A 14,436-nucleotide genomic window follows, 5' to 3' on the forward strand; every position below is an offset into this window, starting at 1 on the left:
CGGAGCGTGTCCGTCGTCGTACGTCAGCTCAGGCGGTGCGGGCGCGGTTGCGGGCGGCGCGACGCTTCATCGCACGACGCTCGTCCTCGCTCATGCCACCCCAGACGCCGGCATCCTGGCCGGTCTCCAGGGCCCACTGCAGACAGCTCTCCATGACGGGGCAGCGACGGCACACGGCCTTCGCCTCCTCAATCTGGAGCAGCGCAGGCCCGGTGTTGCCGATCGGGAAGAACAGCTCGGGGTCCTCTTCCCGGCAGACAGCGCGGTGGCGCCAGTCCATGGTTGTCCAACTCCTCTAAAGCGGTGGAGGGTTCCCCACCTGCGTCAATGGCAGCTTGTGAATGTGAACGCTTTCACGAACCCGGTGGCAGGCACAGGGCCGACGGGCAGGTCGGCACTCGGGTGCTCGCGGCGTTGCGTGGATTCGGGCGACTCAGGCGGCTCCTGTGACGGGCCGTCCCGATCGCCATGTAAAGGTTCGCAAACCTCGACCTCGGATACAACCCCCTTCGGGTAGGAAATTTTGAATCCTCGGTGTCGCTTGGCTCACACCCTGTACTTCTACGGAGTGAAGCCGCTCGCGGGTTCGAGAACAAGGCCGAAGGGCCCTTGCGTTCACACAATCACACGCAGTGCCCGTGGTACGCCTGTGAAGCTGATGGTGTTTCGCTCTCCAAGATGGTCGCCGTCCACCTGGAACGGGAGCGATTCCTCTGAATGCAAGGTGAACTCGGGCAGATCGTGGTAGGCGACCACGTGTTTGCCATGCGGGCCGGCCCCGGACGAGTCGAGGAGCTGGGGGATCGTCCGCAGGGTCTGAACGAGTGACAGACCGGTGGTCCCGAAGAGGTCGAGCGCGGTGTCGAAACTCGCCTCGGGGGAGGCGTAGACGGGGCGATTGCCCAGGTAGGTCCAGGGAGAGGTGTTGGAGACTATCGACAGGGTGAGGCCGGTGACGTTCTCCTGGCCGGGCATCGACAGCGTGATCGGCCCGTGGCGGCGGTGGCCGCGCTCCCCGAAGAAGGCGCGGATCGCCTGACCGACGTAGAGAGCGTGCGTCGAACGCTGGCCGTTCCGCCGGGACTGCTCCACCCGGCCGACCACCCCGGCGTCGAAGCCGAAGCCCGCCGTGAAGGTGAACCAGCGGTCCGGCAGCCCCTCACCACCGGCGAGGCCGAGGCCGACCACCCGCTCGCGGCCCGCCTTCAGCGCGTCCAGCAGCTGTCCGGTCGCCTCGACCGGGTCGTTGGGCAGCCCGAGAGCCCGGGCGAAGACGTTCGTACTGCCCCCGGGGACGACCGCCAGCCGCGGCAGTTCGGCCGAAGGCCCGTGGTACAGAAGGCCGTTGACGACCTCGTTGACGGTGCCGTCGCCGCCGAGGGCGACCACCAGGTCCACGGTGCCGACCGCTGCGGCCTCCCGGGCGAGGTCGCGGGCGTGACCCCGGTACTCGGTGTGAGCCACGTCCAGCTTCAGCTCGTTGGCGAGGGCGTGGGTGAGCACGTCCCGGGTCCGGCCGCTGGTGGTGGTGGCCTTCGGGTTGACGACCAGGAGGGCACGCATGAGCCTCAGCTTACCTACCGGCAGGTACCCGGACAGGGAGGGACTAGCCTGGGGTCGTGACCGCTGAGATGACCACCGCCCCGGCCCCCCACCGCCCCTGGACCCTGACCACGGGCGCGTCCTTCTCGCTGGCTCAGGGCGTCGTGATCGTGGCCTACGGCCTGTACGTGATGGTCAACGGACTGGTCAGCCACACGAAGACGGGCGTCGGCATGACCGAGTTCGCGGGCGCGCTGCTGGTGCTGATGGGCTTGCTGCCGCTGCTGGCCGGCCGCGCCCTGCTGCAGGTGAAGCGTTGGGGCCGCAGCCCGGCCGTCCTGGTGGACACCCTCTGCCTCGCGGTGACCTACTTCATGTGGCCCAACGGCGGCGCGGAGGCCGCGCTGGGCGCGGCGATCGGCGTCTTCGGCGTGGCGGGCGCGGTGCTGCTGCTGCACCCGAGGACCACCGCCGTCCTCTGGCCAACGGCGCGGTAGCCCTGAGGGGCGCGAGGATCGCGCACCCTCCCCCAGCCTTCGGCCGGGGGTGCCCCCACGGCGGGAGGTGCCCACCGCGAGCGACCCACCCCCCGGGGAGGTCCGACCCGCGGTCAGGGACGAACCTCTGTGGGTGGTGGGTCGCTCGCGCCCACGTGCCGCAGCCGCACATGTCTGCGGCCTCGCCCCCAAAGGGCTTCTGGGGCGTGGGGCTTACTCCTCGATCAGGAGCTTCTCGCGGAGTTGGGCGAGTGTCCGGGCCAGGAGGCGGGAGACGTGCATCTGGGAGATGCCCACCTCGGCGGCGATCTGCGACTGCGTCATGTTGCGGAAGAACCGCAGCACCAGGATCCGCTGCTCCCGCTGCGGCAACTGAGCCAGCAGGGGCTTGAGCGACTCCCGGTACTCCACGCCCTCCAGCGCGTCGTCCTCCGCACCGAGCGTGTCCGCCACGGCAGGTGACTCGTCGTCAGTGTCCGGGACGTCCAGCGACAGCGTGCTGTACGCGTTGGCGGACTCCAGGCCCTCCAGGACCTCCTCCTCGGAGATGCCCAGGTGCTCGGCCAGTTCGTGCACGGTCGGCGAGCGCCCGTGCCGCTGCGAGAGCTCGCTCGTGGCCGTCGTCAGCGACAGCCGCAGCTCCTGGAGGCGGCGCGGCACCCGGACCGCCCAGCCCTTGTCGCGGAAGTGGCGCTTGATCTCGCCGACGATGGTCGGCGTCGCGTAGGTGGAGAACTCCACCCCCCGCTCCGGGTCGAACCGGTCGACCGACTTGATCAGGCCGATGGTGGCGACCTGCGTCAGGTCGTCCAGGGGCTCGCCGCGGTTGCGGAAGCGCCGGGCCAGGTGCTCGACCAGCGGGATGTGCATGCGCACGAGTTGGTTGCGCAGCTCCACCCGCTCCGGGTCGCCCTCGGGCAGCGTCGCCAGGCGGACGAAGAGCGCCCGGGCGGCCTCACGGTCGGGCGCACCGTGCTGGCGGTGGGTCACGGGCAGCTTGTCGCCCGGGCCCCAGGGCGCGATGGCCTGGCCCTCCGGCTCCCGCTGCTCGCTCGTCCCCTCAGCGGCCAAGCCTGCCTCCGTCTGCTCGCTGGGCTGCTCGCCCGCCTGGGCGGGCACCGACGCCTTGGTCGTCAGTTCTTCCACGGCGAACCCCCGCTCCGTCTCTTCCGGTCACGGCTGGCCGGGACCGGCGCCGCGCTTCTTGTGCAGGCTGATGGAAACCGTCTTGTCCGGCGCCACGGTGGAGTCGACCTCGCCGGCCAGTGCCGAGAGCACCGTCCACGCGAAGGTGTCGCGCTCCGGAGCGCGGCCGTCGGTGGTGGGAGCCGAGACGGTCACCCGCAGTGAGTCGCCGACCAGGCGGAAGACGCAGCTGAGGACCGAGCCGGGCACCGCCTGCTGGAGCAGGATGGCGCAGGCCTCGTCCACCGCGATCCGCAGATCCTCGATCTCGTCCAGGGTGAAGTCCAGCCGGGCCGCCAGGCCGGCCGTCGCGGTGCGCAGAACCGAGAGATAGGCGCCCGCGGCAGGGAGCCGGACCTCGACGAAGTCCTGTGCGTCGGGTTCGCCGTCGAACTGGGACACCCTCACCTCCGTACTACTGGTTAGTGCTCTGGTGCGTGCCCGGGTGACGCTACCGCGATCGTGCGGGCGGTGTCGCCCGTCCGGCAAGCTCCTGACGAATGGCTACCCATCGTAAGGCTTCGGTCGCACAGCGTGGCAAGGGGGATGACCAGCGGCTGACACCTGTTCAACTGCCCAGGGCGGCGAGCGCGTTCCCGGAGAGCCGGAAGACGGTCCACTCGTCCATGGGTTCCGCCCCCAAGGACTTGTAGAAGCCGATCGAGGGCTCGTTCCAGTCCAGCACCGACCACTCCAGGCGGCCGTAGCCCCGCTCGACGCACAGCCGGGCCAGCGTCTGCAGCAGCGCGCGGCCGTGGCCGGAGCCGCGGAGCCCGGGCTTGACGTAGAGGTCCTCCAGGTAGATGCCGTGGGTCCCGGTCCAGGTGGAGAAGTTCCGGAACCAGAGGGCGAAGCCGACCACCTCGCCGCTCGCCTCGTCCTCCGCGACGTGGGCGAACACGGCCGGATGCGGCCCGAACAGGGCGGCGTCCAGCTGCTCCACGGTGGCCTTGGCCTCGGGCAAGGACCGTTCGTAGTCGGCCAGTTCGCGGATCAGGGCATGGATGACGGGGACGTCGGCGGGGACGGCGGCTCGGATCATGGCTGCAGCCTATGCCGCCGGACTGACATGATGGCCCGCCGGAGGCCGGTGATCCGGCGTCAGACCAGCCGGGCGTCCTCGTAGCACCAGCGCCAGGTCTCGCCCGGCTCGAAGCTCCGCATGACCGGATGACCGGTCTCCTTGGCGTGCAGCGTGGCATGCCGGCCCGGGGAGGAGTCGCAGCACCCCACGTGCCCGCAGACCAGGCAGAGGCGCAACTGGACCGGGTGCTGGCCGGTGGCCAGGCACTCCGGGCAGGTCTCGCCGCAGGGTGCGGGCTCGGGGGAGGGAAGACCGGCAAGATGCTCGCAGGCGCGCATGGCTGACATGCGGCAAGCCTACGGAGGGAGGACCCGATGAGCGCTACCAGCGCCCTGCTCCCGTTGGTCGCCGGAAGCGCCGCGGTGGCCGGCGTGGCCCGGCGCTACCAGCTGTCCGCGCCGCTGCTGCTGGTCGTCGTCGGGCTCGGGGTGTCGTACATCCCCGGAGTGCCGAACTACACGATCAAGCCGGAGGTCGTGCTGCCGCTGGTGCTGCCGCCGCTGCTCTACACCTCGGCGCTGGACAGCTCGCTCAGCAGCCTGAAGCGGAACCTGCGGCCGGTCGCCCTGCTCTCCGTCGGTTACGTGCTGTTCAGCACCGTCGCCGTCGGCCTGGTGATGCACGCCGTGGTCCCCGGTCTGCCGCTGCCGGCCGCCTTCGTGCTCGGCGCCGTGGTGGCCCCGCCGGACGCGGTCGCCGCGACCGCGGTCGCCCGCCGGGTCGGGCTGCCCCGACGGATCGTCACCATCCTGCAGGGCGAGAGCCTGGCCAACGACGCCACGGCGATCACCGCCTACCGGGTCGCCCTGGCCGCGGCGGTCGGGGAGGGCTTCTCCTGGGGCACCGCGGTGGGCCACTTCCTGCTCGCCGCCCTCGGCGGCACGGCCGTCGGCGTGGTGCTGATGTGGCCGCTCGGACGGCTGCGCACCAAGCTGTCCGACCCGCTGCTGCTGAACACCTTCTCGCTGCTGGTCCCCTTCGTCGCCTACGGCGCGGCGGAGGCCTTCGAGGCGTCCGGTGTGATCGCCGTCGTCGTGGTCGGCCTCTACCTGGGCCACTACGCCTACCAGGTCGACTTCGCGCTGCGGCTGCAGGAGGACGCCGTCTGGACGATGGTCTCCTTCGTCCTGGAGTCCGTCGTCTTCGCCCTGATCGGCCTGCAACTGCCGGTCGTGCTGCGGGCGCTGGGCAGCAACTACTCGGCGGCGCAGCTCTTCGGCTGGGCCGTGCTGATCCTGGCGGCGGTGATCGGCTTCCGGGCGGTGTGGGTCTGGCCCGCGACCTATCTGCCCTTCCTGGTGAGCAGACGGGTCCGCCGGAGGGAGCAGATGCCCGACTGGACCCGCCCGGTCATCGTCGGCTGGGCCGCGATGCGCGGGGTGGTCTCCATGGCGGTCGCCTTCTCCATCCCGGAGACCGTGCACGACGGATCGCCGTTCCCGGACCGGGACTTGATCCTCTATCTGACCTTCGTGGTGGTCATCGGCACCCTGCTGATCCACGGCGTGACCCTGCCCAAGCTGGTCCGTCTGCTGCCGCTGCCGCAGCGCGACCCGCAGCGGGAGATCCTGATCGAGGCCCAGGCCCAGCACGACGCCTCGGACGCGGCGGAGAAGCGGCTGGACGAACTGCTGGAGGACCCCGCGAACCAGCTCCCCGGCCCGCTGGAGGAGCGGCTGCGCCGGGTCATGGACCGCAGGCGCAACGGCGTCTGGGAGCGGCTCGGCGCCCCCGTCAGCGACGACACCGGCGAGTCGGCGGACGCCGTCTACCGCCGCCTGGGGCGCGAGGCCATCGACACCGAGCGGCAGACCTTCGTGGAGCTGCGGGACTCCGGCCGGATCGACGACGAGCTCTACCGCCGCCTGGTGCACCAACTCGACCTGGAGGAGGCCCTGGTGGCCCACCAGGACGAGTAGCGGACGGCTAGTTGCCGCAGGACGGGCGACCGGAGCACGCCGGGAAAGCGCCGCACCCGGTCAACCGGGCTCCGGGTACGGCGGAGCGGGGCTGACCGGGTGCGACCGGGTCGTGCGGGGGTACCTCAGCTGCCGGGTACCTCAGGTCTGATGGTCGATCAGGCCTTCTTGGTCTCCCAGAAGATCTTGTCGATCTCGGCGATGAGGTCCAGCGCCTTCTGGCCCGTCGCCGGGTCGGTCGAGGCCTTGGCGGCGGACAGCGCCTTGAGGGTGTCGTTCACCAGCTGGTGCAGCTGCGGGTACTTCTCGAAGTGCGGGGCCTTGAAGTAGTCGCTCCACAGCACCGAGACGTGGTGCTTGGCCAGCTCGGCGCGCTGCTCCTTGATGACGGTGGCCCGAGCCTGGTAGTGCGGGTCGTCGTTGCCGGCCATCTTCTCCTGGACGGCCTTGACGGACTCGGCCTCGATGCGCGCCTGGGCCGGGTCGTAGACGCCGCAGGGCAGGTCGCAGTGGGCGTGCGCGGTCACCCGCGGAGCAAACAGACGAGAGAACATGGGAGTCCTTTCCTGTGATCGTCTTCCCGAGGAGCACATTACCGCCGACGCGGCCCTTGAACCCGCCTACCCCCGCCCCCGAGCCGGGTCCTAGGACCAATTGCCGAGCCTCCGCCGGGGCCCCGGCAGGGGCGCGAGGATCCCCACCCCTTCGGGCGGGAGGTGCCCCCACCCTTCGGGCGGGAGGTGCCGCCACCGCGACCGGCCCCGCACCGGGGAGGTCCGACCCCCTGTGCAGGACGGGACCTCCCTGGGGGGTGGGTTGCTCGCGGTGGGGGCACCTCCCGCCCCTGAAGGGGCCGGCGGAGCGAGAATGGCGGGGGAGGGTGGACTTCCGGACGCGGGGGGTGAAGATGGAGTCAGCGGGGAGACGCGACACGGATGCAACGAGCGGAACGGGCGGAGCAGATGGGTGACGTCGAGGCGACGGGGCGGGGCGCGCGCTGGGAGGAGCCGGCGCTGCCGTTGCAGGAGCCGCCGGAGGGCGGCCACATCCACGGCCGGCTGGGCGTCGTGGACGTTGACGGGCCGTCAATGGTCCCCACCCTCATGCACGGTGACCGTCTGCTCTGCCATTACGGCGCCCGCGTCCGCCCCGGGGCCGTCGTCGTCGCGAAGCACCCCCTGCGGCAGGACCTGCTGGTCGTGAAGCGGGCCGTCGAGCGCCGGGACGGCGGTTGGTGGCTGCTGTCCGACAACCCCCACGTCGAGAGCGACAGCCGGGACTACGGCCCGGTCCCGGAGGAGCTCGTGCTCGGCCGGGTCCTCTGCCGGATCGGGCCGAGGCCCGCCTGGCTGGCCCCGGCCCGCTGGTGGTCCGGGGCGCTGCGCCTGCTGCCCCGCAACGCCGCGCTGCGGCTGGGCGGGCGCTAGGGCCGGACAGGCCCTGGGCCTAGGAGGCCGCCGCGGCGGCTGCCGCCTCCTCGCGCTTGCGGGCGCGGTAGGCCGCGACGTTCGCCCTGGTGGCGCAGCGGTCGGAGCAGTAGCGCCGGGAGCGGTTGGTCGAGGTGTCCAGGTAGGCGTTGCGGCACGGCGCGGCCTGGCAGATGCCCAGGCGTTCGACGCCGTGCTCGGTCAGGTGCACCGCCAGGCCCATGCCGGCGCAGGCGGCGTAGAGCGCCGTCGCCGTGGGGGCGTTCTCGGCCAGGTGCATGTGCCACTGCGGGCGGCCCTGGTCGTCCAGGTACCCGTGCCCGGAGATGATCGGGCTGACCGGGTACTCGATGAGCAGCTCGTTGAGCAGGTTCACCGCGCGGGTCTGGTCGCCGCCGGCGGCGGACTCGAAGACCTCGCGCAGCCGGGCGCGGACGCCGCGCAGCCGCGGCACGTCCGACTCGTCGGCGATGCGTCCCCCGCGCCCGCCGGGGCTGAACAGCCGACGGACGTCGTCGAGGGTGTGCAGCGCGTCCTTTCCGCGGTCCGGTTCCTCGGTGTTCACCAGCCTGACCGCGAAGTCCGCGTAGGAGGTGAGTTCCACGGTGATTCCTCACGACGTAACGGATGCAGGGCTACCAGGGTATTACGACGGCAGTCGGTTCAGGGGTGGTAGATCTGCTGGATGCCCGCGACAGCCCCGGACGCGTCCAGCCGGACGTAGTAGTACGGCCGCCCCATCGCGCTGACGGAGAAGTGTGCGAAGGGCACCGGGGCGAGCTGGGTGCCGTTGCGGAGCACCTGCACCACCGCGTCCGGACGCACGGTCAGGGTGCGCCTGCCGCCCACCGGGGTGTAGTGCACGCCCTGCCGGTCCAGCGGCGTGAAGGTGCACTCCTCGAAGGTCAGCGCCAGCAGGTGCCGGCCGCCGGAGGTCCAGGCCCGGGTGAGCCGCGCGTAGGCGCTGTAGCCGGCGGGCAGGTCCTTGCACGGCTGCCCGCCGGGGCCGGTGGCGGACGCCTTGGAGGTCGGCTCGGTCGGCGGCTTGACCGGACGGGTGGCCGTCGGCTGCGGCAGCGGCGAGCCGGACGCGGTGGCCTGGGTGGAGGGAGTCCCGGCGTCCCCGCCCGAACCCGCCCCGGAACCGGAGCCCGGGCCGGAGCCGGCCGCGGAGGCCGACGCCCCCGCGCCGGAGGCGACCGGTGCTCCCGCGGCGGAGGAGCACCCCGCCAGTGCGCCCAACAGCAGCGCTACGAGGGCGATTTGACGCCCCGTACGCCGTCTCGGTGAGTCGGCCCCCATCGGTCCCCCCTGTGGTCTGACGGCCTGACTGCCCATCAGACCACAGGGGGGGACCGACCGTACGGGTTATGCCGTCCCGATTCCGTTACGGCGTCACAGCACCTTCGACAGGAAGGCGCGGGTGCGCTCGTGCTGCGGGTTGGTGAGCACCTCGCGCGGGTGCCCGGACTCGACGACCACGCCGCCGTCCATGAACACCAGCGCGTCGCCCACCTCGCGGGCGAAGCCCATCTCGTGGGTGACCACGATCATCGTCATGCCGTCCTCGGCCAACTGCCGCATGACGTCCAGGACGTCACCCACCAGCTCCGGGTCGAGCGCCGAGGTGGGCTCGTCGAAGAGCATCAGCTTGGGCTCCATCGCCAGCGCCCGGGCGATGGCCACGCGCTGCTGCTGGCCACCGGAGAGCTGGGACGGGTAGTTCTGCGCCTTGTCGGCCAGGCCCACACGCTCCAGCAGCTCCATGGCCTGGCCCCTGGCGTCCGCCTTGGAGCGGCCCTTGACCTTGACCGGGGCCTCGGTGATGTTCTCCAGCGCGGTCATGTGCGGGAACAGGTTGAATCGCTGGAAGACCATGCCGATGTCGCGGCGCTTGCGGGCGACCTCGCGGTCCTTGAGCTCGTGGAGCTTGCCGCCCTTCTCCGTGTAGCCGACGAGGTCGCCGTCCACGTAGAGCCGGCCGGCGTTGATCTTCTCCAGGTGGTTGATGCACCGCAGGAAGGTCGACTTGCCCGAGCCGGACGGGCCGACCAGGCAGAACACCTCCCCGCGCTGCACCTGCAGGTCGATGCCCTTGAGCACCTCGACCGTGCCGTACGCCTTGTGCACCTGCTCGGCGCGGACCATGGGCTCGGTCATCGGACGGCACCTCCCGGCTTGCGCAGTCCGGCCAGCTGGGCCCGGACCTTCTGGATCGGCGTCGGCGGCAGCGCGCGGTTGGACCCGCGGGCGTAGTAGCGCTCGATGTAGTACTGGCCGACCGAGAGGACGGAGGTGACCAGCAGGTACCAGAGGCTGGCCGCGATCAGCGCCGGAATGATGTACAGGGTGCGGTTGCCGATGTCCAGGGCGGCGCGGGTGAGGTCCTCCAGGGCGATGGCGCTCACCAGCGAGGTGGTCTTCAGCATGGAGATGGTCTCGTTGCCCGCGGGCGGGATGATCACCCGCATGGCCTGTGGCAGCACGATGCGCCACAGCGTCTGACCCCGAGTCAGGCCGAGGGAGGCGGCGGCCTCGGACTGCCCCTCGTCCACGGAGAGGATGCCCGCCCGGACGATCTCGGCGAAGTACGCGGCCTCGTTGAGACCGAGCCCCAGGGTGGCCGCGGTGAACAGGCCCACCAGGCTGTTGTAGCTCCAGTGGGCGAAGGTCGGGCCGAAGGGGACGCCGATGCCGACGTTCGGGATGATCGCGCCGAGGAAGTTCCAGAAGAAAAGCTGGACCAGCACCGGCGTGCCGCGGAAGACCCAGATGTACACCCAACTGACGGTGGACAGCACCGGGTTGTGCGACAGGCGCATGACGGCGAGCAGGATGCCGCCGACGATGCCGATCGCCATCGCCAGCACGGTCAGTAGCAGTGTCCGGTACAGGCCGTGGATGACGGTCGGATAGGTGAAGATCTGGCCGACGACGTCCCAGTGCAGGTCCTTGTTGGTCAGCACCAGGTGCAGGCACTGCGCGAACAGGACGGCGATGACGACGACGGCGACCCAGCGGCCGGGGTGCCGGACGGGGACGGCGCGGATCTCCTCCGGCCGTCCCGGCGTCCCGGGCACCTCGGGACGGGTGTCCTGAGGGGTAGTCACTTCTCTACGCCTTCGGGTGTTTCGGGCGGGCGGGTCAGCTCGCGGCGGCGTTGATCAGGACCTTGTCGGCGGTGATGGCGCCGGACTGGACGCCCCACTTGTTGAGGATCTGGCCGTAGGTGCCGTCCTGGATCAGCGCCTTGACGGCGGCCTGGACGGCCTGGGTCAGCTGGGTGCCCTTGGGCAGCGCGATGCCGTAGGGGGCGACGTTGTAGTTCTCGCCGAGCTTCATCAGCGAGCTGTTCTGCTTGACGGCGTAGTCGACCACCGGGGAGTCGGCGAGCATCGCCTGGTCGCGCTTGGAGATGAGGGCGCTGGTGGCGTCCGACTGGGCGTCGAACTGGTCGCCGTTGTTGGGGATCTCGGGCTTGCCGGCCTTCTTGCAGCCCGGGTTGATGGTGTTCTTGATCTCGTCCGACTCGGTGGTGTTGGTCTGCACCGCGACCTTGAAACCGCACAGGTCGTTGGCGGTGCTCGGCACCTTGTCCGGGTTGCCCGCGAGCGTCGCGATGGCCTCACCGGCGGCGTAGTACTGGACCAGGTCGATCGTCTTCTCGCGCTCCTTCGTGTCGGTGAAGGAGGAGAGGCTGAGGTCGTACTTCTTGGCCGCGATGCCGCCGATGATCGAACCGAAGTCGGCCGACTGCCAGGTGGTCTTCAGGCCCAGCTTGGCGAAGATCGCGTCGCCCAGGTCGATGTCGAAGCCGACGATCTTGCCCGACGCGTCCTTGAACTCGGCCGGGGCGTAGGTGGAGTCGGTGGCGATGGTGACCGTGCCCTTGGACTTCAGGGCGGCCGGGACCATCGCGGCGAGGCTGGGGTCGGCGGTGACCGCGGACACCGAGGCGGAGGCGTTGGGCGCCGCACCGGAGTTGCCGCTGATCTTGGAGCTGCCACAGCCGGTCAGCAGAAGCGCGCCGGCGGCGACGACCGCGCCGGTCGCCGTCAGCCGGGAGGTGAGGGTGTGTGCCATGCGAGTTCTCTCCTGATGCCGGTGGGGGAGGGTCTTGCACACCGTTGTGCAGAACGATCAGCTCTGAATGAGACCGAATCTTGCCACTGCCCCGCTCACGTTCGCTGCCAACCATGTGTCAAAATCGCATAACGGGTGACCCCCGTCGTTTGAGCAGGCCATCGGATCGGGACCGATCCGCGGGCGTGTCGGACCGGAAGCCGAGCAACCAGGATCCGGAGCTGTCACTCCTCTTTTCCGGCCATAAGCTCCTTTCCTCTTGTGCGGACTGGAGGAAAAGGACGAAGCACGGGCAGCTTCGTCCCGATTAGTGTCGAGGTCCGCATCACCCCAACCCTCAGGGGCGGTCGCGCGTTGTCGTGGTCGCCTCATTGATCGACGACAAAGAGGTCCTCGTGGCAGCCGAGATCATCAGTACCGGACATCTGGACGACCAGGACGCCTTCGATCCCGCCTTCGCCCTCCACCGCGGCGGCAAGATGGAGGTCCGTGCGACCGTCCCGGTGCGCGATGCCGACGACCTGTCCCTCGCCTACACCCCCGGCGTCGCCCGCGTGTGCACCGCGATCGCCGAGAAGCCCGAACTGGTCAACGACTACACCTGGAAGTCCAAGGTCGTCGCGGTGGTCACCGACGGCACCGCCGTGCTCGGCCTGGGCGACATCGGTCCTGAGGCCTCGCTGCCGGTGATGGAGGGCAAGGCCATCCTCTTCAAGCAGTTCGGCGACGTGGACGCGGTCCCGATCGCGCTGGCGACCAAGGACACGGACGAGATCGTGGAAACCGTGGTCCGGTTGGCGCCGTCCTTCGGTGGAGTGAACCTGGAGGACATCTCCGCCCCGCGCTGCTTCGAGATCGAACGCCGGCTCCAGGAGGCCCTGGACATCCCGGTGTTCCACGACGACCAGCACGGCACCGCCGTGGTCACCCTGGCCGCGCTGCGCAACGCCGCGAAGCTGACCGGCCGTCAGCTCGGCGAGCTGCGTGCCGTCATCTCCGGCGCGGGCGCGGCGGGCATCGCCATCGCCAAGATCCTCATCGGGGCCGGCATCGGCGACGTGGCGCTGTGCGACCGCAAGGGCGTGCTGCACGTCGGCCGCACCGACCTGACGGACGTCAAGCGCGAGATCGCCGAACTCACCAACCGTGGCGGGCTGACCGGCTCGCTCTCCGACGTGCTGGAGGGCGCGGACGTCTTCATCGGCGTGTCGGGCGGCACGGTGCCGGAGCAGGCGGTGGCGAAGATGGCCAAGGACTGCTTCATCTTCGCGATGGCCAACCCGAACCCCGAGGTCCACCCGGACGTCGCCCACAAGTACGCGGCCGTCGTGGCCACCGGGCGGTCCGACTTCCCCAACCAGATCAACAACGTGCTCGCCTTCCCCGGCATCTTCGCGGGCGCGCTGCAGGTGCGGGCCTCCCGGATCACCGAGGGCATGAAGATCGCCGCTGCGGACGCGCTGGCCGAGCTGGTCGGCGCGGAGCTCTCGGCGGCGAAGGTCATCCCGAGCCCCTTCGACGCCGGCGTGGCCGACGCGGTGTCGGCTGCGGTCGCCGCGGCGGCGCGCGCCGAGGGCGTCGCCCGGGCGTGAGCCGGTCCGCGTCAACCGGGGGCGGAACCTGACGGCGCGTCGGATTCCTCACACGGCGGTGCGCTTCACCGCGGCGGGCGCCCGGTCCTAGGGTCGGGAGCATGTTTGCTGCCTATGCCGCCCGCATCAGTCCTGACGACCCGTTGAGCGGCCTCGAGCTCGGTGAGCTTCCCGAGCCCGAGGCCGCTCCCGGTTGGAGCACGGTGACCGTCAAGGCCGCCTCGCTGAACCACCACGACCTGTGGTCGCTGCGCGGCGTCGGCCTGCCCGAGAGCGCCCTGCCGATGATCCTCGGCTGCGACGGAGCGGGCGTCGACGAGGACGGCAACGAGGTCGTCCTGTACCCGGTGGTCGGCCTGTCGGGCCACGGCGTCGGCCCGAAGGAGCCGCGGACGATCCTCACGGAGAAGTACCAGGGCACCTTCGCGGAGAAGACGAAGGTCCCGACGTGGAACCTGCTGCCGAAGCCGAAGGAGCTCTCCTTCGAGGAGGCGGCCTGCCTGGGGACCAGCTGGCTGACGGCGTACCGGATGCTCTTCACCAAGGGCGGGGTGAGGCCGGGTCAGACCGTGCTCGTGCAGGGCGCGGGCGGCGGCGTCGCCACGGCGGTCATCGCCCTCGCGAAGGCGGCGGGCGTGCGGGTGTGGGTCACCTCCCGCGACGAGGCCAAGGGCGAGCGGGCGGTCGCGATGGGCGCCGACGCATGGTTCCCCAGCGGCGCGCGCCTGCCGGAGCGGGTGGACGCGGTGATGGAGACGGTCGGCGCGGCCACCTGGGCGCACTCCGTCAAGTCCCTCAAGCCCGGTGGCACGCTGGTGATTTCGGGCGCGACGAGCGGTCCGAACCCGCCCGCGGAACTGACGCGGATCTTCTTCCTGGAGCTGAGGGTCGTCGGCGCGACGATGGGCACCAAGGACGAGCTGGCGGACCTGCTGGCGCTCTGCGCGAACACCGGCCTCCGGCCGACCATCGACGCCACGTACGCCCTGTCGGACGCGCGTGAGGCCTTCGCCCGCATGGAAAAGGGCGACGTCTTCGGAAAGCTCGTGCTCAGGCCCTGAGTTGCAACGGCCCCGGGGGCGCGTGGCAGCAGACGTGCGCGGCGGA

At 70.6% G+C, this 14,436-nt stretch carries 17 protein-coding genes; 5 read left to right on the top strand and 12 right to left on the bottom strand.

What is annotated here, in order from left to right; translation table 11 throughout:
- Positions 1 to 28: 28 nt before the first annotated feature.
- Positions 29 to 280 (bottom strand): WhiB family transcriptional regulator, encoded by a 252-nt coding sequence (locus tag ACFP3V_RS13910; RefSeq protein ID WP_030257455.1) that lies wholly within the window; start codon positions 278 to 280, stop codon positions 29 to 31.
- Between the two features lie 335 nt (positions 281 to 615).
- The gene (locus ACFP3V_RS13915; protein WP_380583296.1) at positions 616 to 1,563 is read right to left on the bottom strand and encodes a diacylglycerol/lipid kinase family protein; all 948 of its coding nucleotides are present in this window, start codon (positions 1,561 to 1,563) and stop codon (positions 616 to 618) included.
- Positions 1,564 to 1,619: 56 nt separating this feature from the next.
- Between ACFP3V_RS13915 and ACFP3V_RS13920 the strand changes: the two genes are divergently transcribed.
- A complete protein-coding gene (locus ACFP3V_RS13920) occupies positions 1,620 to 2,039 on the top strand; it encodes a hypothetical protein (protein WP_380583297.1) in 420 nt (139 codons plus the stop codon).
- A 213-nt stretch (positions 2,040 to 2,252) separates the two neighbouring features.
- Here the strand turns inward: ACFP3V_RS13920 and ACFP3V_RS13925 are convergent, their stop codons facing one another.
- The 4 genes from ACFP3V_RS13925 to ACFP3V_RS13940 all read right to left on the bottom strand — a co-directional run bounded on the left by ACFP3V_RS13925 (position 2,253) and on the right by ACFP3V_RS13940 (position 4,586).
- A complete protein-coding gene (locus ACFP3V_RS13925) occupies positions 2,253 to 3,185 on the bottom strand; it encodes an RNA polymerase sigma factor SigF (protein WP_380583298.1) in 933 nt (310 codons plus the stop codon).
- A 27-nt stretch (positions 3,186 to 3,212) separates the two neighbouring features.
- Complete coding sequence (locus tag ACFP3V_RS13930; protein ID WP_380583299.1) at positions 3,213 to 3,626, bottom strand: ATP-binding protein; 414 nt, start codon at positions 3,624 to 3,626, stop codon at positions 3,213 to 3,215.
- A gap of 166 nt (positions 3,627 to 3,792) precedes the next feature.
- Complete coding sequence (locus ACFP3V_RS13935; protein ID WP_380583300.1) at positions 3,793 to 4,266, bottom strand: GNAT family N-acetyltransferase; 474 nt, start codon at positions 4,264 to 4,266, stop codon at positions 3,793 to 3,795.
- 59 nt (positions 4,267 to 4,325) lie between these two features.
- A complete protein-coding gene (locus tag ACFP3V_RS13940; protein ID WP_380583315.1) occupies positions 4,326 to 4,586 on the bottom strand; it encodes a UBP-type zinc finger domain-containing protein in 261 nt (86 codons plus the stop codon).
- Positions 4,587 to 4,622: 36 nt separating this feature from the next.
- On the opposite strand from ACFP3V_RS13940, the gene ACFP3V_RS13945 reads away from it, so the two are divergent.
- A complete protein-coding gene (locus ACFP3V_RS13945) occupies positions 4,623 to 6,227 on the top strand; it encodes a Na+/H+ antiporter (protein WP_380583301.1) in 1,605 nt (534 codons plus the stop codon).
- 158 nt (positions 6,228 to 6,385) lie between these two features.
- Here the strand turns inward: ACFP3V_RS13945 and sodN are convergent, their stop codons facing one another.
- The gene (gene sodN / locus ACFP3V_RS13950; RefSeq protein ID WP_380583302.1) at positions 6,386 to 6,781 is read right to left on the bottom strand and encodes a superoxide dismutase, Ni; all 396 of its coding nucleotides are present in this window, start codon (positions 6,779 to 6,781) and stop codon (positions 6,386 to 6,388) included.
- A gap of 408 nt (positions 6,782 to 7,189) precedes the next feature.
- Between sodN and sodX the strand changes: the two genes are divergently transcribed.
- Positions 7,190 to 7,654 (top strand): nickel-type superoxide dismutase maturation protease, encoded by a 465-nt coding sequence (gene sodX, locus ACFP3V_RS13955; RefSeq protein WP_380583316.1) that lies wholly within the window; start codon positions 7,190 to 7,192, stop codon positions 7,652 to 7,654.
- 19 nt (positions 7,655 to 7,673) lie between these two features.
- Here sodX and ACFP3V_RS13960 read toward each other — a convergent pair whose 3' ends face one another.
- The 5 genes from ACFP3V_RS13960 to ACFP3V_RS13980 all read right to left on the bottom strand — a co-directional run bounded on the left by ACFP3V_RS13960 (position 7,674) and on the right by ACFP3V_RS13980 (position 11,737).
- The gene (locus ACFP3V_RS13960; protein ID WP_380583303.1) at positions 7,674 to 8,258 is read right to left on the bottom strand and encodes a CGNR zinc finger domain-containing protein; all 585 of its coding nucleotides are present in this window, start codon (positions 8,256 to 8,258) and stop codon (positions 7,674 to 7,676) included.
- 59 nt (positions 8,259 to 8,317) lie between these two features.
- The gene (locus ACFP3V_RS13965; protein WP_380583304.1) at positions 8,318 to 8,896 is read right to left on the bottom strand and encodes a hypothetical protein; all 579 of its coding nucleotides are present in this window, start codon (positions 8,894 to 8,896) and stop codon (positions 8,318 to 8,320) included.
- A 153-nt stretch (positions 8,897 to 9,049) separates the two neighbouring features.
- Positions 9,050 to 9,814, bottom strand: coding sequence for an amino acid ABC transporter ATP-binding protein (locus tag ACFP3V_RS13970; protein ID WP_380583305.1), 765 nt, complete (start codon positions 9,812 to 9,814; stop codon positions 9,050 to 9,052).
- Positions 9,811 to 10,764 carry an amino acid ABC transporter permease gene (locus ACFP3V_RS13975; RefSeq protein WP_380583306.1) on the bottom strand — a complete coding sequence of 318 codons (954 nt, stop codon included), beginning with the start codon at positions 10,762 to 10,764 and terminating at the stop codon, positions 9,811 to 9,813. Before ACFP3V_RS13975 ends, ACFP3V_RS13970 begins: the two co-directional genes overlap by 4 nt.
- Before the next feature lie 34 nt (positions 10,765 to 10,798).
- Entirely contained in the window at positions 10,799 to 11,737 is a 939-nt protein-coding gene (locus ACFP3V_RS13980; RefSeq protein ID WP_380583307.1) for an ABC transporter substrate-binding protein, read from the bottom strand.
- A 395-nt stretch (positions 11,738 to 12,132) separates the two neighbouring features.
- Between ACFP3V_RS13980 and ACFP3V_RS13985 the strand changes: the two genes are divergently transcribed.
- Positions 12,133 to 13,329: an NAD(P)-dependent malic enzyme gene (locus ACFP3V_RS13985; protein ID WP_380583308.1), complete on the top strand. Its 1,197-nt coding sequence runs from the start codon at positions 12,133 to 12,135 to the stop codon at positions 13,327 to 13,329.
- A gap of 101 nt (positions 13,330 to 13,430) precedes the next feature.
- Positions 13,431 to 14,390, top strand: a complete 960-nt coding sequence (locus tag ACFP3V_RS13990) for a zinc-binding dehydrogenase (protein ID WP_380583309.1) — start codon at positions 13,431 to 13,433, stop codon at positions 14,388 to 14,390.
- Positions 14,391 to 14,436: the final 46 nt, after the last annotated feature.

The sequence above is a fragment of the Streptacidiphilus monticola genome (genome assembly GCF_042658505.1).
GTDB lineage: Bacteria > Actinomycetota > Actinomycetes > Streptomycetales > Streptomycetaceae > Streptacidiphilus > Streptacidiphilus monticola.